Annotated in this window: 15 protein-coding genes and 1 tRNA gene; 9 read left to right on the forward strand and 7 right to left on the reverse strand. The window is 37.7% G+C overall.

Annotated features, from left to right (window positions below):
* Nucleotides 1-7 precede the first annotated feature (7 nt).
* The 5 genes from ESV24_RS12420 to ESV24_RS12440 form a co-directional block, all read right to left on the reverse strand.
* Entirely contained in the window at nucleotides 8-799 is a 792-nt protein-coding gene (locus ESV24_RS12420) for a (Fe-S)-binding protein (RefSeq protein ID WP_111815966.1), read from the reverse strand.
* A 65-nt stretch (nucleotides 800-864) separates the two neighbouring features.
* Complete coding sequence (locus ESV24_RS12425; protein ID WP_111815965.1) at nucleotides 865-1299, reverse strand: LNS2 domain-containing protein; 435 nt, start codon at nucleotides 1297-1299, stop codon at nucleotides 865-867.
* Between the two features lie 37 nt (nucleotides 1300-1336).
* Nucleotides 1337-2668, reverse strand: coding sequence for a 4Fe-4S dicluster domain-containing protein (locus tag ESV24_RS12430; RefSeq protein WP_111815964.1), 1332 nt, complete (start codon nucleotides 2666-2668; stop codon nucleotides 1337-1339).
* Between the two features lie 6 nt (nucleotides 2669-2674).
* The gene (locus tag ESV24_RS12435; RefSeq protein WP_111815963.1) at nucleotides 2675-3622 is read right to left on the reverse strand and encodes an MlaD family protein; all 948 of its coding nucleotides are present in this window, start codon (nucleotides 3620-3622) and stop codon (nucleotides 2675-2677) included.
* 54 nt (nucleotides 3623-3676) lie between these two features.
* Nucleotides 3677-4798, reverse strand: a complete 1122-nt coding sequence (locus tag ESV24_RS12440; RefSeq protein ID WP_111815962.1) for an N-acetylmuramoyl-L-alanine amidase family protein — start codon at nucleotides 4796-4798, stop codon at nucleotides 3677-3679.
* Between the two features lie 275 nt (nucleotides 4799-5073).
* Between ESV24_RS12440 and ESV24_RS12445 the strand changes: the two genes are divergently transcribed.
* Nucleotides 5074-7842 carry a putative LPS assembly protein LptD gene (locus tag ESV24_RS12445; RefSeq protein WP_111815961.1) on the forward strand — a complete coding sequence of 923 codons (2769 nt, stop codon included), beginning with the start codon at nucleotides 5074-5076 and terminating at the stop codon, nucleotides 7840-7842.
* 107 nt (nucleotides 7843-7949) lie between these two features.
* A complete protein-coding gene (locus ESV24_RS12450; RefSeq protein ID WP_111815960.1) occupies nucleotides 7950-8330 on the forward strand; it encodes a Rid family detoxifying hydrolase in 381 nt (126 codons plus the stop codon).
* Between the two features lie 78 nt (nucleotides 8331-8408).
* On the opposite strand, the gene ESV24_RS12455 is transcribed toward ESV24_RS12450, so the two are convergent.
* Nucleotides 8409-12812, reverse strand: a complete 4404-nt coding sequence (locus ESV24_RS12455) for a translocation/assembly module TamB domain-containing protein (RefSeq protein ID WP_235004022.1) — start codon at nucleotides 12810-12812, stop codon at nucleotides 8409-8411.
* 85 nt (nucleotides 12813-12897) lie between these two features.
* On the opposite strand from ESV24_RS12455, the gene tsaD reads away from it, so the two are divergent.
* Genes tsaD through ESV24_RS12470 form a run of 3 tightly spaced genes read left to right on the forward strand, consistent with a single transcriptional unit; the run spans nucleotide 12898 to nucleotide 14989 of the window.
* Nucleotides 12898-13920, forward strand: a complete 1023-nt coding sequence (gene tsaD, locus ESV24_RS12460; RefSeq protein WP_111815959.1) for a tRNA (adenosine(37)-N6)-threonylcarbamoyltransferase complex transferase subunit TsaD — start codon at nucleotides 12898-12900, stop codon at nucleotides 13918-13920.
* A 22-nt stretch (nucleotides 13921-13942) separates the two neighbouring features.
* Nucleotides 13943-14278 (forward strand): TfoX/Sxy family protein, encoded by a 336-nt coding sequence (locus ESV24_RS12465; RefSeq protein WP_235004021.1) that lies wholly within the window; start codon nucleotides 13943-13945, stop codon nucleotides 14276-14278.
* On the forward strand, nucleotides 14279-14989 hold the full coding sequence (locus ESV24_RS12470) for a 16S rRNA (uracil(1498)-N(3))-methyltransferase (protein WP_111815958.1): 711 nt from the start codon (nucleotides 14279-14281) through the stop codon (nucleotides 14987-14989).
* An 83-nt stretch (nucleotides 14990-15072) separates the two neighbouring features.
* On the opposite strand, the gene ESV24_RS12475 is transcribed toward ESV24_RS12470, so the two are convergent.
* Complete coding sequence (locus ESV24_RS12475; RefSeq protein ID WP_160110602.1) at nucleotides 15073-15849, reverse strand: DUF1223 domain-containing protein; 777 nt, start codon at nucleotides 15847-15849, stop codon at nucleotides 15073-15075.
* A gap of 109 nt (nucleotides 15850-15958) precedes the next feature.
* Between ESV24_RS12475 and ESV24_RS12480 the strand changes: the two genes are divergently transcribed.
* From ESV24_RS12480 to ESV24_RS12495, 4 genes are all read left to right on the forward strand, one after another.
* A complete protein-coding gene (locus ESV24_RS12480; protein WP_111816103.1) occupies nucleotides 15959-16603 on the forward strand; it encodes a DUF4159 domain-containing protein in 645 nt (214 codons plus the stop codon).
* Nucleotides 16604-16696: 93 nt separating this feature from the next.
* A complete protein-coding gene (locus ESV24_RS12485) occupies nucleotides 16697-17791 on the forward strand; it encodes an AI-2E family transporter (protein ID WP_235004020.1) in 1095 nt (364 codons plus the stop codon).
* 3 nt (nucleotides 17792-17794) lie between these two features.
* On the forward strand, nucleotides 17795-18964 hold the full coding sequence (locus ESV24_RS12490; RefSeq protein WP_111815956.1) for a THUMP-like domain-containing protein: 1170 nt from the start codon (nucleotides 17795-17797) through the stop codon (nucleotides 18962-18964).
* Nucleotides 18965-19115: 151 nt separating this feature from the next.
* Nucleotides 19116-19199, forward strand: a tRNA-Ser gene (locus ESV24_RS12495).
* Nucleotides 19200-19496: the final 297 nt, after the last annotated feature.

Consider the following 19496-nt stretch of genomic DNA (forward strand, 5'->3'; position numbering starts at 1 on the left):
TGGGTTTTTATAAATCTTCTGCATTTGCAATCATCTCTGCTATGTCCAAAACTTGAACATCATCTTCAGCGTGTTTAGCCTTAACGCCATCGGTCATCATTGTATTGCAGAACGGGCAGGCCGCGGCAATAATTTTTGGGGCTGTTTCTAAAGCCTCTTCGGTTCGCTCAACATTAATATCTTTATTTCCTGGTTCAGGTTCTTTGAACATTTGTGCGCCACCGGCACCACAGCAAAGGCCACGAGACTTGCACCGTTTCATTTCAACCAATTCCACTTCCAGTTTTTTAAGGAGTTCTCGCGGCGCTTCATATTCACCATTGGCTCTTCCTAAATAACACGGATCGTGGAAAGTGATTCTCTTTCCCTTGAATTTCCCACCTTCAACCTTCAGCCTTCCTTCTTCCATTAAAGATTTTAGGAATTGAGTGTGGTGCATAATTTCATAATTTCCGCCGAGACCGGGATATTCGTTTTTTATGGTGTTGAAACAATGCGGACACGCAGTAACTATTTTTTTAATTTCATAACCGTTTAGCACTTCAATATTAGTCATTGCCTGCATTTGGAAAAGAAACTCGTTCCCGGCCCTTTTTGCAGGATCTCCGGTGCAGCTTTCCTCAGTTCCCAGAACGGCAAAATCTATATTTGCTTTGTTGAGCAATTTAACAAAGGCCTTTGTTATTTTCTTTGCGCGGTCGTCAAAGCTCCCTGCGCAACCTACCCAAAACAGTACTTCAGGCTTTTTACCCTGGGCCATATATTCGGCCATTGTTGGGACTTTTATTGGTTCACTCATTATTTAAAATTTCAGATTCCAACCCTTCGACTGCGCTCAGGGTGACAGTTTATATTGTTCTCTAATTAATCTTCAAATACCTCGATGGTTACTTCTTTTTCTACTAAATCGGTAAATTTTCCTTTGTAACGCGTTGCTTTCACCAAATGGTTATCAACCCAATGATAATTGCCGCCACGCGGTTTTCCCATTAACATGCTGTGATAATTGAAGCCATGTTTCTTTAGCCATTTTTCAGTAACTTCACGATGGGCTTCGGTACGCGATGTAAAAAAGCAAATGATATGGCCTTCATCATACCATTTGTTAAGGGTTTTTAACGCATCGGGAAAAGGTTCGCAAGTTGCCATTCTTTCAGGTTCTTCATTCGGAATGTCGTCTGTAATGGTACCGTCTATATCTATCAAGTAGTTTTTAACTCCTTCTGGAAGAATTGGGCTTACGTGTTCGCCTTCTTCTACTTTATCGTGCAGCATTTTCTCTACTTCTTCTTTCTTCATCTTGTTTAATTTTTAATCCAATAAATTGAATTAATTACTAATTTTCATCTTTCCAGTTTAAACGATCCATTTGGTTGTATGGCCAAGGGGCGCCATTGTTTTCAATGTTTGTCATTGCAACGTTCAATTCTGTTGGTGCGGCAGATTGTTCCATCACTAAATATTGGCGCATATCCATTATGATGCTAAGCGGGTCAATGCTGACGGGGCAAGCCTCAACGCAAGCATTGCACGTGGTACAAGCCCAAAGTTCTTCCCGCGTTATATAATCGTCCAGTAATTGTTTTCCGTCTGGTTTAAACTCGCCATTTTTATTGATGTTCTTCCCTATTTCTTCCAAACGGTCACGGGTATCCATCATTATTTTTCGAGGCGAAAGTTTTTTTCCGGTTATGTTTGCAGGACATTCATCTGTGCAACGTCCGCATTCGGTACAGGTATATGCGTTCAGCAATTGAATCCTGCTTAAATCCATAGCATCGCTGGCACCAAACTTTGCGGGAGCTTCGGTTGCTCCTTCTGCGGGAGCGGCAAAGGGATCTACATTTGGATCCATCATCATTTTCACTTCATTCGTAACTGAATCCAAGTTTTTGAATTTTCCTTTTGGAACAACCTTTCCGAAGTAAACATTTGGAAATGCCAATATAATATGAAGATGTTTTGAAAAGTACAGATAATTCAAGAATACAAGAATTCCCAAAATATGCAGCCACCAGGCACCGCGCTCTATGGCAATCAGTGTTCCTTCGGAAAGTCCATTAAAAAGTGGTGCAATAAATTGGCTTATAGGAAATGATCCCGCTTGAACGTAATGTGCCGCACCTAGTGATTGTAAGGATTGATCAGCCGCATTCATTGTTAAAAAAAGGACCATCAAAACCATTTCAAAATACAGAATGAAATTTCCGTCGTTTTTCGGCCAGCCTTTCATTTCGTTTGCCCAAAATCGTTTCAGTTTTTGAATATTTCTTCGGGTCCAAAAAAGAATAACTCCTACCAAAACAAGAAAAGCCAATATTTCAAAAGAAGCAATTAAAAAGTTGTATAAACCTGCAGGAAGTATGGAGAAAAGAACTCTGTGTGTACCGAAAATACCGTCGATGATAATTTCCAGCACTTCAATATTTATAATGATAAAACCTACATACACAATTACGTGAAGCAAACCGGGAATGGGGCGAACAACCATCTTTGATTGTCCGAGCGCAATGCGAACAACATTGCTCCATCTTTGGGCTGTATTATCGGAAGCGTCTACTTCTTGGCCCAACTTAATATTACGTATAATTTTGCGGATGTTCATGGCAAAATAACCAATACCCGCCACGAGGGCAATTATAAAAAGTATATTCGGAATGTACTGCATGGTTTTTTATTCGTCTGGGTTGGCTGGCGATTCATATTCTTTGTTCTTTTTCCCGAAAACTGAAATATGTACGTAGCGCTTCGGGTTTAACTTCAAATCTTGCAGAAGCTCTTCAAGCTGTTTTGAAGCACCTTCTAAATTTTCGTATAATTGATCGTCTTTCAAAAGTTTACCAATGGAACCCTCACCATTATCAACCCCTGAAACAATTTTATCCATTTTATCAACTACACTCTGAAGATCGGTGACCAATTTGCCTGCTTCAAGCTGCGCAAGGGAATCAGTTAGTTTGGAAAGGTTTCCGGCTGTTTTGTCTAAATTGGTAAAGGTATTGTCCAATTTGCCAGTGTTGTTTGAAAGAATAATATTCAAATTTTCAGAAACACCAGCAAAGGAATTTAGCGTGGTATTTAGATTTACTATTGCTTCCTTTAAATTTCGACGTGTTTCTTCATCTATAATGGCATTCACGCTCAAGAGTAATGTATCTACAGTAGCCAAAGTATTATTTACTTTTCTCTCTAAAGGCCCAAGTGCTTTTGTAACGGCAGTAAGCATTCCATCTTCAACATCACCCCGAAGAGTGTCGCCGCTTTGGGCAATTTTGCCATCATATTGTGGAAAAATACCCATAGACTTACCGCCTATTAGCCCAGTGCTGTATATTCTAACAATGCTGTTTGTGGAAAAATCGAAATCTCTTTCTACTGTAAACTTAACTACTAAACCACCTTTTGAGTTTGCGAAGGTTATGTTTTGGACTTTTCCAACGGTAAGTCCATTAATGGTCACGGGTGCGGCTTGAGCCAAACCTTCCACATTGTCATATTTCACATAAAACTCACGGTTTTTGTCCAGCAAATTAGTGCCTTTTAAAAAGCTGTAACCAAAGATTAACAGCAAGATAGCTCCTATTGCTAGGATTCCGGTTTTAACTTCTCTCGTTAGTTTCAAATGTATAATTTTAGATTGTGAACAAATTTAAGTGATAAATATAAAGAAAGCAGGCTAATTGGCTTTGGATTTTAACACTTCTGGTAGATTAACTTTTTTCCCTCTTTTAAAAGCAACAATGTATGCCGAAGGATAGCCTTTTTGCTGAACAAATGTTTTCATTACCTGAATTTTATTATAGTCTGAAGTATCACCATAATAATACTTAAAAAGACCATCCTCTTTTTCACGAGCCACATCCTTGAGCCCTTTGAAGTTATTTGGTTTGGGATCCAATTTTTTACTGCTGGCAGCAAGTTGCACTTTAAATGTTACGCCCTCATAAATCACTTCCTTTGTAGTTTCAATGGCATTCTCAACTTGAATCTGCTCTATTTCCGGATCTTTAAGTTTTTCATTTGAAACTGATAAACTGGTGATGTAAGATTTGATGGCGGCTCCTATTTCTCGAGCCATATCAGCCTGTCCTTGAGCAGAATTTAAATAAGCGCCTTCCTTTTTATTTGTAAGAAAACCTGTTTCAATCAAAACACTCGGCATATACGTGTTGTGAAGTACCCAAAAACCGGCCTGTTTCACGCTGCGGTCATTCTGTTTAAGATTGTTCACAATATTATTTTGCACCAAACTTGCCAAAAGGATGCTTTGATCTAGATATTCTTCCTGCATCAATACCATTCCAATTAATGATTCTGGGGCATTGGGGTCAAAACCACCATATTTTTCTTGATAGTTTTCTTCCAGATAAATTACCTCGTTTTCCTTTTTTGCAACCTCAAAGTTGGCTTGGCTTTTGTGTAAACCAAGCACAAAAGTTTCAGTGCCAAAAGCGTTGCTGCTATGAGCGTTGCAATGCACTGAAACAAAAAGATCTGCATCTGCCCTATTTGCAATTGCCGCACGTTCGCGCAGTTCAATAAAAACATCAGTTTTTCGCGTATAGATTACTTTTATGTTGGGAAGTTTTTCCAGCTCCGCTCCTACTTTCAGAACGATATTTAGTGATATTTCAGACTCTTTGTATCCATTGCCCTTATTTCCGTGGTCATGACCGCCGTGGCCAGCGTCCAATACTACTACGAATGGCTTAATAGGATTTTCTGCCGCGGAAACAGCAAAAGAAAAAAGTGTAATTATGGTAATAAATACGAAAAAAGAAAAAAGTTTCGTTTTCATATAGTTGTTAACGATTGTTATTATTGATTATTTGCTATTATCATTATTTATTTTCGGATGAGATCCACAAACGATTTGGATTTGAGAAAATAAGGTTTTAAACCATTTCTGCTGCATTACAGGATTTACGACACGATTCGACTTTAAAATAAAAAAATACAAAATTAATATTGTCTTATTTCCCTTTAGTCGTGTTTCGTGGTTCCTTTTCGTCTACATTTTCTTTTTCCAAAAATTTCAATTAAAAAAACGTTACCGAAAAAATATGTTTATTTTTGACCGTTTCAAATACTGAGCCAAATCTACAAAATAATAGCATCAGCGCATTGCAGACCAACAAGCATTACTTAACAATCTTCTTAACATTCCTGCTCCTTTGCAGCGCTGTTTTGCATGCACAAGACATTCCGGCAAAGAATGAAGCCAATATTCCCAAGACTACAAAAGACGATACACTTTCAGTTAATCTGAAACCTGTTATTGATGAAATTAATGAAAAGGCGCAAGACACCGTAAAGACAGATTCTATAAAGCCCGTAAAAGAAACCTTGACAGATATAGTAGATTATTACGGCGAAGATTACGTATTGCTGAACCGAAAGGAAAACAAGGTTTACATGTATAACAAGGCCTACATTATCTACGGCGATATGCGTATTGATGCAGGTTTGATAATTCTTGACTACGACAAAAACGAAGTCTATGCCAAAGGAATAGACAGTGCCGGCGTTTACAGCCAGCGCCCAGTTTTTGTGCAGGCAAACAATAAAGTGGAACCAGATTCTATAAGGTACAATTTTGATTCAAAAAAAGCGCTCGTTTACAACAGCAGAACGGAACAAAATGGATTTAGGGTAATTGCAGATGTTACCAAGAAAGTAAACGACTCTGTGGTATATCTGCGGAATGTAAAATTTACAACTTCAAAAAACATTGACGATCCGGAATATTATTTCTACACGCGAAAAGCCAAGTTCGTTCCCAAAAAGAAAATAGTTACTGGTTTAACGAATATGTACATTGCAGATGTGCCCACACCCGTTGGTTTGCCCTTCGCATATTTCCCGTTGACGGAAGATCGCACTTCCGGTTTTATAATTCCATCGTTCGGTGATAATAACAGTCGCGGTTTCTTTTTTCAGAATGGCGGATACTACTTCGCCATAAATGAGTATTTGGACTTGAGTATTTTAGGAGATTATTATACCAATGGTAGTTATGCCTTGCGTGGAGAAACATCGTACGCGCTCCGTTATAAATTTAGGGGAAATGTGAGCGCACGTTTTGAAAAGCTAATACGTGAAGAGCGCGGGTTTCCTAATTTTGAAGAGAGCAGTATTTACAACATAAGATGGTCGCATTCTCAGGATACCAAAAGCAGCCCCAACTCTCGTTTTTCTGCTTCGGTAAATATTGGTAGTAGTCAATATTTCACACAATCCATTAACCAGACTAACAATGCAAGCGCGCTTGTAAACACATTAAGTTCCTCTATATCGTATTCCAAAAGTTTTGAAGGCGAACCACAGGTTAACCTTGCTGTTGCGGCAACACATTCACAAAATACAAATACGAAACAGATATCTATGTCTTTGCCAAATTTGAACGCAAGTGTTTCAAGAATATATCCATTCGCTCCAAAGGACGGCACCAAAAAAGGTATCATTCAAAACATTAATTTTCAGTATGACCTTTCTGCAGAAAATAGAATCCAAACCACCGATTCGCTATTCTTTAAACCAGAAATGTTCAACAATGCGCAGATTGGGGCACAACACAACATACCTATCACCACGAATTTCAAAATTTTGAAATATTTAAGCGCTTCAGCCGGAACAAACTATCGAGAAACCTGGGTGCTTAAAAGTACGCGACAACGCTACGATGCAAACATCAACAATGGTTTGGGTGGAATTGTAAAAGATACGGTCGCAGGTTTTGAAAGTTATCGAACTTATAATTTTTCAACAAGTTTGGGGACCACGCTCTATGGGCTCTTTAACTTCGGAAAAGAGAAAAAGATACAAGCCATCCGCCATGTAGTGCGCCCTTCCCTTGGTTATAACATCAATCCGGCATTTGATAGGTACTACGATGAATTTATTATACCACAAACGGCAGATGAAGCAGCGCAAGTTGTAGAATATTCGCGTTTTGAAAATACACTTTACGGTGCTCCGGGAAAAGTATATTCCAGTAATATTGGTATGTCGCTAAGCAACACTTTTGAAGCAAAGGTGCGCGATCGCGACACGATGGCCCTTGAACCAAAGAAAGTGATATTATTAAACAATTTAAACTTTTCTACCGCTTACAATCTTGCAGGAGATTCGCTGCAATGGAGCCCGTTACAATTTACTGGAAGCATACCGATTGTTCCAAAGCTGGATTTCAACTTTAGTGGAACTTTAGACCCCTACGCGCTGAACAACAATAACAAAAAGATTGATGTTTTTAACATTGACAATGGCGGTAGTCTTTTCCGGTTAACAAATGCAAACGTAAGTATTAACTATTCCTTCTCAAGTAAAGATTTTGACGGTAGCACCCGTAAAGATTTGAATAGGATAGATAATGAAACCTTCCGAAATGGAGGGCGCCCCGATGATCTTTTTGGGGATGCAGCCGATGTTTATGATGGACAGATTTATAAAGATGATACAGAAGAGGAAGACAATGATAAAACAAATGTGGAGTGGTACAATTACAGCATTCCGTGGGATATGCGCTTTGCGTACACAATAACCTATGCCAATGGCCAGCGACAGAACGAAATTTCAAGCCAGTCCTTAATGGTGAGCACAAATATGGAATTGGCTCCGCGATGGACCGTGGGTGTTTCTTCGGGTTACGATTTTAAGAATAATGGCGTTACGCTTACGCAATTTCGTTTCCAACGCGATTTAGAAAGTTGGCAGATGAGTTTCAATTGGACGCCCATTGGTAGTATTAATACGGCTTGGTATTTCTTTATAGGGATAAAATCTTCAGTGCTTAGTGATATTAAATACGACAAACGAAGGGAAAGCGATAAACGTTTGTAGTTGATGGTTGATGGTTGATGGTTGATGGTTGATGGTTGATGGTTGATGGTTGATGGTTGATGGTTGATAAAAAAATACGAATTCACAAACTCACAAATTGAAATTATATGAAAAAAATAATCACCACCACTAACGCCCCTGCTCCTATTGGCCCATACAATCAAGCAGTTTTAAAAGGAAACATGCTTTACACTTCGGGGCAAATAGCGATAGATCCCAAGACCGGAAACTTGGTAATAGACGATATTAAGACGGAGACCAAACTAGTTATGGAAAATTTAAAAGCAATTCTAACCGAAGCGGGTATGACGTTTGAAAATGTATTGAAATCCACAATCTTCATAAGCGATATGCACAACTTCGTTTCAATAAACGAAGTATATGCCACTTATTTCAATGAGGCTACCGCTCCAGCTCGAGAAACCGTAGAAGTAGCAAACCTGCCTAAGTTTGTAAATGTGGAGATTTCGGTGGTTGCTTCGCTTTAGAAAGTTTTAGAATTGATACCGTCACTTCGCACGAATCTCTTCAAAAAACCTAAAACCGACAACCGAGAACTGAATAACCTACTCCCCGTCTTCCTCAGTTTTTGTTGCTTGTGGTTTAAAGTCCACGGGGTAACTATTATCATCTGGAATAATTGGCAACTCAGACTCTAAAACCATTTTCTTATTGAACAATTTTTGATACAACTCCCGGAATGTATTGAAATCTACCGAATAGGAGATTCCCGTACCCTGTTCAAAAATTTGGTCTTCACCAATAAATTGCAAATCTGCCTGACGGTTGAAGAATTTCATACGTAAGCTTCCGTCTTCGTTTATAAGCCATTGCACTTCAATATCGCCCGCTACAGAAGTTTCATTTGCACCACCCACGGGCACACCCACCTTTCCGTTTATTAAGATTCTCTCATTAATCTGCGTAGAAAGCGTAATACCAAAACGATCTGCGGTGTCCTGGTCTGGCGTTTTATTCCCCACAGAATAATCCAAACCTACACGAAATTTTCCATCTTGATCTGCAAAGAGATTATTCACCAAACCAGAAACCCTATCGGCCACGGTTCCCGCAAATGCGTTTGAACCAGCATAGGTATCGCTCACAAAAGAATTTGAAGCTAACAAGAAAAGTGCTTGATTTTGCATCTGTTCTTGGTTTTGTAATTTATATTGCAACTCACTTTTAAGCGTAGAGCTAACTCTGGGAAAGTCAATACTAAAACTGAGTTCTGGTTGCGCCAATTCACCATTTAAAGCTACATAAACTTCTACGGGTATTTTGGTATTTGCAGATGGGTTATCCAGTAAAACCGAAGGGTTAGCTTCTGTTTTATAGACTGCGCTCAAATTTAAATTAGCTTTTTCAGGCGCCCCATCCCAAGTAATGTTTCCTCCGGGAACCACACCAATATTTCGTTGAATAATGCCCCCATATCTAAAATCATACTGTCCTTCATAAACCTGAAAATCCCCATACATCTGGAATTTACCATTTGTATTTATTTCAATAAGAAGAATTCCGGCGCCGCGACCTGTTAAGGTTGAATTGTTTTGCTGATCTACAACTACTTCTACTTCAGCGTTTCTATTGATGTCCAATTCAAAATTCAAGGATAATCCTTTTACATCATTTGTAATTAATGTTTCGCCATTAATGCGGGCTTCCTTTTCTTTGGGTGAAAGAAAATGTACGAAGGAATCATCTCCAATGGATTCGGTATCGCTAATTGGAATTTTAAAAGTGGTGCCTTTTTCAGTGGTTGCGTCCACGTTAATAACCAATTCGTCTATCGGCCCTACTATGTCTGCCCTTCCACTTATAAAAGCAGTTCCGTAATAAAGTGCATCCTCTTCCGGGGGTTTGTCTAAAACCAGCAGTCTCTCGGGAGCTTCAATGTGGAGGTCCAATTCCCAATCAGAAAAATTTGAATGTGTAGCGTTTCCGAAGAGAATACCAGCAGTTTCATATTTTATGTCTTTGATATTGGTACGGCCTATTTCAAGTTTATTTTTTGTAACGATTATTTGCGCATTATTTTCAATATCGAAATCTGTATTAAGATATGGAACTTTTAGCCCGCTGTTTTCCAAGGTAAAACGTCCCAAGATATGCGGAGATTTATAATTTCCCGAAACTCTTGCATTTCCAGTTATTAATCCACGTATGTCTGAAATAACGTCTGCTCCAAACGGACTGAAAGCCTGCATGTTAAATTGGTTTAAATCTATATTAAGCTGTATTTGTGGGTTTTTGGGAGCTACGTCAATTTCTCCCACAGCGTTTATAGATTTTACATTGTCATTAACAAGCGAAGTGTTTATTCGATACTTCGTAAGGTCTTCGTTTCCATCAATATTTAGGCTTAAATCGCCAAATGGAATTTCATTAATCTCAACACCATCAATAGTTATTGAGCTATTGGGATAATATGCGCCATTTTTTTGAATAAAATTAAACGTACCATTCGTATTTCCTTTTAGCCGCAGACTGTCAATATCTGGGGCTATATTACCAATATTTACATCCTTAAAACGAACTTTTAGATCCTTATAGGTAGAATCGCGCAGCACACCGGCCATTTGTATAAGCTCTTCATTATGGCTAAGCACCAAAGAATCTATACGTACTTCCCTGAAATTGTCGTCAAAAACTACTTTGTTCAATTGATTATTATTTTCGTTTAGGTACCAAACATTGCCTTTATACGTAATATCAGATTTCTTCACACCGATAACCGACTTACCGGCTGGATTGATGGTATGGTAAAGCGAGAGATTAAAAAGATCTTCTTTCTTGGGTCCTCCAGCAAATTCTGAACGCACGTACATAGTATCGTTGAGCGTTTTGTTTATTATGTTTAAATCTTTAATATTATAAAAACCAGTATAAACAGAATCAGCTGCTATATATGTGTTATACAAGGGATTGTCATTGTCTACTTGAATGTTTAATTTTCCTATATAATTATCAAAAAGAATAATTTCCGGAGAACGAAAATCAAGCTCAAATTTTGACTCATCGGAAGAAACGGAACCTTTCACCCGAGTATTGTCACCAAGCTTTAATTGCGGAACAAAGAGGTCTACAATTTTGTTATAAACTACAAACTCGTAATCTATATATTGATTGGTGGTAACTTCCTGTGGAATGTAATTGGTATAAATACTCGCAATTCCGTTTTGGAATAAATTGGGGATATCTTCAATTAAAAATTCTCCTGTAATGTTTCCGGTTATAATATCCGGTGAATTTATTTCAATGGTTCTCACCGAGTCTTGGAAAGTAGATGTAACGTTGAAATCATCAAAATAATAATCATCACGCTCGTTTTGGTAAAAAGTTTGGCTGAAGTTAATTGTGCCCACTACATCGTCAATGGTTGTTCCGTCCATATTCACAAGTACTTTTCCAGTAAATACAGAGATGCTATCACGGGTTATTAAGTTGAGCTTGTTCAAATCTGCGTATTCCACATCTGCCTCAAAATCAAGATGGTTTGCTTTTTTCGAAGCATCAATCAATCCTTTAAACTCTAGCTTTAAATTAGGGTCGTTAATAGAAAGTTCACCATTAAAAAGAGGATTTTTAAGGTTACCAGTAACTACAATGCTCTTATAATTATATCCTTCAAAATTAAAGGAAGAAACTGTTCCGGAAATTTCTGTATTTACGGTATTCTTATCAAAACCACGACCATCAAAATCTAGGTTGGCGGTCATTTTTCCGAGTGTAGTAGTATTGGCTATTTTCCCCAAATTGAAGTCTCTGAGAATCACATTTCCCTTGTAATAGGCATTATCAATATTATTGATATTGCCTATTTTTAAATCTAGAATTGCCCGCCCTATCGCCGTTTGTAAATCACTTTTTGTATTTAATTCATTTCCAATTATTGAAGTGTTACCGCTAAAACTGAAACCTTTCAATTCTTTTAATTCCGCAGGAACAACATCGCCTAAAACGCGTGGCATAAATCTTCTTAAATCGTAATAATTTGTAGATATATAATGGTTGGTAGCCCTAACGGCATAATCTTCATCAGCGTCTAAGATGTTCTGAAAAGAATAATCCCCTTGAATATTTGTATCTCCTGTTTGAAATTTTAAATTAGTCGCGGTAAAATCGTTTAGAGTTCCTTTTAGCTCGGTGTTTAATAATACAACTTGGTCCGGGCCAAATTCATTGTAAAACCCGTTTAGATCGTTCGTTGCTATTTTTGAATCTTTCAGGTTGGCTGTAATCACTACGTCATTTACAAAATCTGCCATTCCATTTTTAGAGTAATCCAAATCTATATCACCTACAATTTCAGATTGGATGGTCTTCAACTTCAGATTTTTTAAGGTGATATTTGTTGTAGTATATGAAAAATCTGTTTCCAAATCTTCAATTACAAAGCCACGTGCTGCAATTAAGGAAAGACTTTTGATATTTACTTTTACTTCTGGGCCGTTAACTTTTAAATTGTTTGCAACAATATTCACCTCGTTTAAAACAAAAACCTCCGGATTTTCTAAATTTTCATTCGTTATCTTAACGCGACTGTTCGATAAACTAACGTCATTACTGAAAAGTGAAAAAGGAGATGTGCTGGGTTTTCCAGTGTCAAATTTTTGTGCAAAAATAGAAAGGTTGTCCGTTTCTTCGCCTTTGTAAGTTTTAACGTATAGTTTTGCGTGATCCAACGCGATATCGCCAAAGCCTAAATTTCCTTGTATCAAGTTTTGAAAGCTGATAACGTTGGTCTGAACTTCTTTGCTGTAAATCAAGGTGTCATTATGGTGATCGGCAATAAAAACTTCACGAATATCTACCTCTCCTTTCCAGTTCAGCCCAAGACGCTTTATTTGAATATTGGTACCGTAAGTTTCGTTAAGATTGGTTGTTACTTTCTGGGCAACCCAAGTTTGAACGGAGGGTATAGAAAAAATAATTACTATAAGCACGAGCAGCAATACAATGATCACGAAGGTGCGAACTATTATTTTCCGAAGTTTTTTGATACGCTTTTAATGTTTTAATTTTACAACCAATAAATATACCTCTTTCGCTTTGACACAGAAAAACTGCTACATCCTTGGTATTGAATCTTCGTGCGACGATACCGCCGCCGCCGTGATAAACAACGGCGAAATACTAAGCAATGTTGTTGCCACTCAGGCAATTCATGAACAATACGGCGGCGTTGTGCCAGAGCTGGCCTCACGTGCCCACCAGCAAAATATTGTTCCCGTGGTACACCAAGCGTTGCAAAAAGCAAATATCGATAAAAATCAGTTATCAGCCATCGCTTTTACACGCGGACCGGGATTGATGGGTTCGTTACTTGTAGGCACCTCATTTTCAAAATCTTTGGCGCTTGGTTTGGGCATTCCTTTAATAGATGTAAACCATATGCAGGCGCATATTTTGGCACATTTTATTAAAGCCGAAGGACAGACCGAACCCAACTTTCCGTTTTTGGCAATGACCATTAGCGGTGGCCACACACAAATTGTGAAAGTGACCGATTATTTTGAAATGGAAATAATAGGCCAAACCATTGACGATGCCGTGGGTGAAGCTTTTGATAAAAGTGCTAAAATTCTAGGTCTACCCTATCCCGGTGGCCCATTAGTTGATAAATATGCCCAAAATGGAAACCCGAAAGCGTTTAAATTTCCGAAACCCAAAGTTTCACCTATGGATTTCAGTTTTAGTGGCTTGAAAACCTCGGTGCTTTATTTTGTGAAAAAGGAAGTTGATCAAAACCCATATTTTATTTCTGAAAATATTGAAGATATTTGCGCGAGCATTCAATTTACAATTGTGGATTATTTAATGGATAAGCTAAAAAACGCCGTAAAAAAGACGGGTATTAACGAAGTTGCAATTGGCGGCGGAGTCTCAGCAAATAGTGGAATAAGGACTGCTTTAAAAGAGGCTGAAAAAAAGTACGGATGGAAAACCCATCTTCCAAAATTTGAATTTTGTACAGACAATGCGGCAATGATTGCAATTGTAGGCGAATTGAAATATAAAACACAAAATTTTGCCGAAAATAACGTTGTGGCCTCGGCGCGGATGAAATTTTGATGAATTTTAAATTAAGATATATTTGAAAGACATTTCAGGAGAAATATTGACTAGGATAAGAGTAGCGCTCAAATATTGGCAAAGCGAAATTGAAGAAAAGCGGATGTTCGGCGGTTCCTGTTTTCTTTTTAAAGGAAAAATGTGCTTGGGGGAATTTCGCGGACAATTGATGGTCCGCATTCCCGCTGAAAAGATGGAAGAAATAATTCAAAGCCCATTTGTGAAACCAATGGATTTTACAGGTAAACCGATGAAGGAATTTATAGTGGTTTCCGAAGAAGGTTATAATACTGAAGAAAAATTGCAGCAATGGGCTAAAATGGGCGTTGCGCACACAAAAACTAAATTAAAAAAATAAATGCAGCTTTTTTACAATCCAAATATTTCTGAAAACTCTAAAGAAATAACTTTCGATAAAGAGGAAAGTCGCCACATTGTAAAAGTATTGCGAATGACGGAAGGCGATACCTTCAAAATAACAAATGGAAAAGGTTCTTTTTTTAACGCTGAAATTTCAAAAGCCAACCCAAAAGGATGTTTGGTAAAAATAGTTTCCAAAGAAAAACAAGCGCCACTACCCTATCAGCTTCATTTGGCGGTTGCACCCACAAAATTAAATGATCGCTACGAATGGTTTTTAGAAAAGGCTACAGAAATAGGTATAAGCGAAATCACTCCTATAATCTGCGACCACAGCGAACGAAAAGTAATTAAACGCGAACGCTATGAGAAAATCATTCAAAGCGCTGCAAAACAATCGCTGAAAGCGTATCTTCCCAAATTGAATGAGGCTATTTCTTTTAATAATTTTATAAATTCAGAAGTCGCTTCAGAAAGTTTAAAATGTATCGCACATTGTGAGGAAACCGATAAAAAATCATTGAAATCTGTCCTTATTCCGAATAAAAAAACAACAATATTAATTGGTCCCGAAGGAGATTTTTCTTCAGAAGAAATTGCGCTTGCAAAAAAAAATGGATACGTTCCCGTTACTTTGGGCGAAAGCCGATTACGTACTGAAACTGCTGCAATTGTAGCTTGCCACAGTGTTGCTTATTCTAACCAATAAAAAATCCTAACAGATTTCAACTTTTATGATTGTTATAAAGTTGGGGGAAAAACCTGTTAGGAAAAAAAACAAAAAATGTTTTTTTAAATATCTTCTAGAATTGCACCGCTTATATCGAAGCTGGAGTTTTGGATATATCCAACAAACGAAAGTGAATCGGCCACATCAACCAGATCTGGAATTAGTATGCTTTCTTTTCCGGATTTATTAATTAAAGAAATAGCGACCTCTTCAACCACTATATTTACACTGGAAAGCATTTTGCCACTGTTCTCGCCACGTTTTACATTAGTATTTTTCTTATTTATTACAAGAGCGACCTTAAGTTTCTTACCGCTTAGGCTACCATCAATTTTATAATCAAAGGTTATTTGCTTTCCATCATTTTCAATTTCTGAAAGAGTGACTATATTCTCTGGAGTTGTCTTCAAATATTTTGAGATGTTTTCATTCATCTTTACTTCATTTGAGCCTACAAAATGTATTTTGCCATTCACGATTGCCTGTGGTGTATAGACGCTGGAACCGCCAAATTTACTGCCATAGCGATATTGCATATCTGAAAACTCCTTTTTACTGAAAACATCTTTCCATCCCAATCTATTCCAATAATCCACGTGATAGGAAAGCACATAGACGTTAGAGTCCTGATATTCTCTTTCTATTTTTTCCAAAAGTACATCAGCACTCGGGCAACTGCTACAACCTTGCGAGGTGAAGAGTTGTACAATCGCAAACGGTTTATTTTTTGAAAGATTCGGTGTACTGTCTGCCAACACCAAAACATTATCCCTTTCATTATTAAAAGAATACGCGCAAATAGCTAAGGAAAAAACAAATGCGAAAAATGAAATTCTCATAACGACAATTTTTTGAATTTGTCTTTCACTTCTACAAATACTTACAATATCTTTTTTTGAAGATTGGTTTGTTGCAATTATTCTTTCTGAATTTGTACTTTTGAAAGCTATGCGAATAACATTTTTTTCAATTTTCTTATTTATTTTCATCGGAAACATTTCGGCCCAGGAAGTTGCCCTTTTGCAATACGGTGGCGGGGGCGACTGGTACGCAAACCCATCGGCATTGCCGAATTTAGTAAAATTTTGCAATGCGAATATTGCAACTGCAATAAAAGACAAACCACAAACCGTAACTCCCGGAAGTGTTGATGTTTTTGATTTTCCTTTTGTGCATATGACGGGCCATGGGAACGTTTTCTTCTCTGCCGAAGAAGCACAAAACCTCAGAGAGTATTTAATGAGCGGCGGTTTTCTATATATTGATGATAACTACGGGATGGATAAATATATTAGGAAGGAAATCGTGAAAATTTTTCCAAACAAGGAATTGAAAGAACTTCCTGCCAATTATCCGTTATTTAGTTATGTTTATAAATTTCCGCAGGGAATGCCAAAAATTCACGAGCACGATGGCGGACGGCCACAGGCCTTTGGGATTTTTATGGAAGATAGACTGGTTTTACTCTACACTTATGAAACCGACCTTGGCGACGGCTGGGAAAATCCCGAAGTCCATAATGATCCACAGGAAGTTAGGTTGAAAGCACTGCAGATGGGAGCTAACATTGTTAAATACGTATTTGAAAATTAGCGATGAAATTCCATCTTTCGTCAGGCATCCAGCACATTCCATCCTTAACAAATATTTGATTTTTTCTATATCTTAATATAGTATATTTACGAAGTGAATAGCACTGCAAAAGCAATAACCCTCGGTATTTTAAAAGCACTGGCAGTACTGGTGGGAATCGTGATTTTAATTTGGTTTCTCTATGAAACCCAAGCTCTTATTCTCTACATTGGGCTGGCTCTGGTTCTTTCCTTGATTGGAAGACCGGTAGTACTGTTTTTAAAAAGAAGATTGCGGCTTGGCAATACGGTTGCTTCAGTGGTTACTCTTCTTTTGATTATAGGAACCTTCAGTTTACTTCTCAGCATTTTTGTTCCTATCATCATTGAACAAGGCAAGCATATTTCCCAAATAGATTTTGAACAGGTAAAGCGCGATTTAAACGAACTAAACATTCAGGCCAGCGATTATCTTGGTGTAGATCATTTTCAGCTGGTTGAAGCCATTAAGCGTACCACCTACGTTCAAAACATGGATATAGAAATCATTCCAAGTTTTATCGATATTTTCTTCGGAAATATTGCCAGTACAATTGTTGGCATATTCTCGGTATTGTTCATTTCATTTTTTCTGTTGAAAGACGAAAACTTAATAGCACGCTCTGTGCTCGCCTTTTCGAAAAAGGGAGATGAACAAAAGTTTAAACGAATTTTGATAAAAATTAAGGAATTGCTTTCCCGATATTTCATCGGTCTACTAATGCAGATATCTATATTGGCTCTTTTTTATTCCGTTTTATTGCTCTATTTAGATGTTCGCGATGCCATAGCAGTTGCCATAATCTGTGCTTTTTTAAACATTGTTCCCTATTTGGGACCTATAATAGGTTGGGTTTTAATATTGCTTGTAATAGTTTCCAATAATCTGGGTGCAGATTTTTCAACGGGTCTTTTACCGCTATTGTTTATCGCTTCCAGCGGTTACGCAATTGCTCAGATTTTTGATAATTTTATATCGCAACCTGTTATTTTCGGGCATAGCGTGCGCTCCCATCCGTTGGAAATTTTCATCGTAATTCTTACTGCAGGTTATGTTTTTGGCATTCCAGGAATGATACTTGCTGTACCCACTTACACCGCACTCAAAGTGATTGCAAAGGAATTTCTTTCAGAATATAAAATTGTAAAGCGTCTTACTAAAAACATGTAGTTCTTGTTCAACAAAGCCCTATTAAATAAAGACGTTCAAAATTTTATAAGAGCTTTTGAAGGCGATATTTCAAATCTGGCATTTGCGGGTAGTCCTTTTCAAAATGTTTCAGTTCAAGAGTTAATTCAGCAAATTGCAAGTAGGCAGAAAATTGAGAAAAAGTTACCAACTTGGTTTGAAACTCAAAATATACTCTTTCCTCCAAAGTTAAACCTCGAGCAAACTTCTTCAGAAATCACGGCACAATACAAAGCCTCATTGGTTAGCGGAAAAACACTCTCCGATATTACTGGCGGTTTTGGTGTTGATAGTTATTATTTTTCTGAATATTTTAAAAGCATCCATCACTTTGAGCACAATGAAACGCTTTCAGAAATAGCGAAACACAACTTTGAAGTTTTAGGAGCAACATCTGTTAATTGCGCTACTGAAGATGGCCTACAGGCAGTTATAAACAACCATTACGATGTTATTTTTGCAGATCCCTCCCGAAGGCACGATAGCAAGGGCAAGGTTTTTTTTCTAAAGGATTGTGAACCAAATATTCCTAAAAATATTTCAGAAATACTTAATGCCTGTGAAACATTTCTTTTAAAAACTTCCCCAATGCTTGACATTTCGGTTGGTTTGAATGAATTGAACAATGTCTCAGAAATTCATATTGTTGCAGTAGACAACGAAGTGAAGGAATTGCTGTGGCTATTTCAAAAGAATATTTCTGAAAAGCTAATTATCAAAACCATCAATTTTTCAAAATCAAAAGTTGAAAGATTTCTTTTTGATTGGGACGCAGCTGGGACTGCAAATTATAGCGTACCACAAAAATATCTCTATGAACCAAACGCCGCCATATTAAAAAGTGGAGCTTTTGAATTGATTTCAGAAAAATTCAAAATTGATAAGCTTCATAAAAACACCCACCTTTACACTAGTGAAAATCTCATTGACTTCCCAGGCAGGCGTTTTTTAATTGAAAATGTGACTCCCTATTCAAAAAAAGAAATACGTGCTGTATTGGACTTTAAAAAAGCAAATATTACTATCCGCAATTTTCCGGAATCTGTGGCCATGCTTCGCAAAAAATGGAAAATAGAAGATGGTGGCGATCGCTATCTATTTTTTGTAACAAATATTGAAGACAAAAAGGAAATGATTATTTGTTCTAAAGTTTAATATGCTTTTTACAAAGAAATTTTGGTACCATTTAGTTGATTTCAACCGCTTTAAAATTTATCTTTAAAAAAGGCTATTTTTTGCTTGCGTTATTACATTTGAAAACTTACATTTGCAACCGCATTTTAGGATGACACGTTCATAAAAAACTGGAGAGGTGCCGGAGTGGTAACGGAGCAGATTGCTAATCTGTCGACGGGCAACCGTCGCCAGGGTTCGAATCCCTGTCTCTCCGCATTATAGAGTTTAAAAACTCCAAAATTACAGTGAACAATGGAGTAATTTCTGTTCACGGGGTGTAGCGTAGCCCGGTTATCGTGTCCCGATTTAGCATCGGGAAGTTCACAGGTAACGAATCGCAAGAAGTTGAAATTACTTCAGGGTGTAGCGTAGCCCGGTTATCGCGTCCCGATTTAGCATCGGGAAGTTCACAGGTAACGAATCGCAAGAAGTTGAAATTACTTCGGGGTGTAGCGTAGCCCGGTTATCGTGTCCCGATTTAGCATCGGGAAGTTCACAGGTAACGAATCGC

The sequence above is a fragment of the Aequorivita lipolytica genome (genome assembly GCF_007997135.1).
Taxonomy (GTDB): domain Bacteria; phylum Bacteroidota; class Bacteroidia; order Flavobacteriales; family Flavobacteriaceae; genus Aequorivita; species Aequorivita lipolytica.

Bases quoted from the DNA above. Each gene is read 5' to 3' on its own strand.
- ESV24_RS12420 (WP_111815966.1), bottom strand. From the start codon at position 799: ATGAGTGAACCAATAAAAGTCCCAACAATGGCCGAATATATGGCCCAG.
- ESV24_RS12425 (WP_111815965.1), bottom strand. From the start codon at position 1,299: ATGAAGAAAGAAGAAGTAGAGAAAATGCTGCACGATAAAGTAGAAGAA.
- ESV24_RS12430 (WP_111815964.1), bottom strand. From the start codon at position 2,668: ATGCAGTACATTCCGAATATACTTTTTATAATTGCCCTCGTGGCGGGT.
- ESV24_RS12440 (WP_111815962.1), bottom strand. From the start codon at position 4,798: ATGAAAACGAAACTTTTTTCTTTTTTCGTATTTATTACCATAATTACA.
- ESV24_RS12450 (WP_111815960.1), top strand. From the start codon at position 7,950: ATGAAAAAAATAATCACCACCACTAACGCCCCTGCTCCTATTGGCCCA.
- ESV24_RS12470 (WP_111815958.1), top strand. From the start codon at position 14,279: ATGCAGCTTTTTTACAATCCAAATATTTCTGAAAACTCTAAAGAAATA.
- ESV24_RS12475 (WP_160110602.1), bottom strand. From the start codon at position 15,849: ATGAGAATTTCATTTTTCGCATTTGTTTTTTCCTTAGCTATTTGCGCG.
- ESV24_RS12480 (WP_111816103.1), top strand. From the start codon at position 15,959: ATGCGAATAACATTTTTTTCAATTTTCTTATTTATTTTCATCGGAAAC.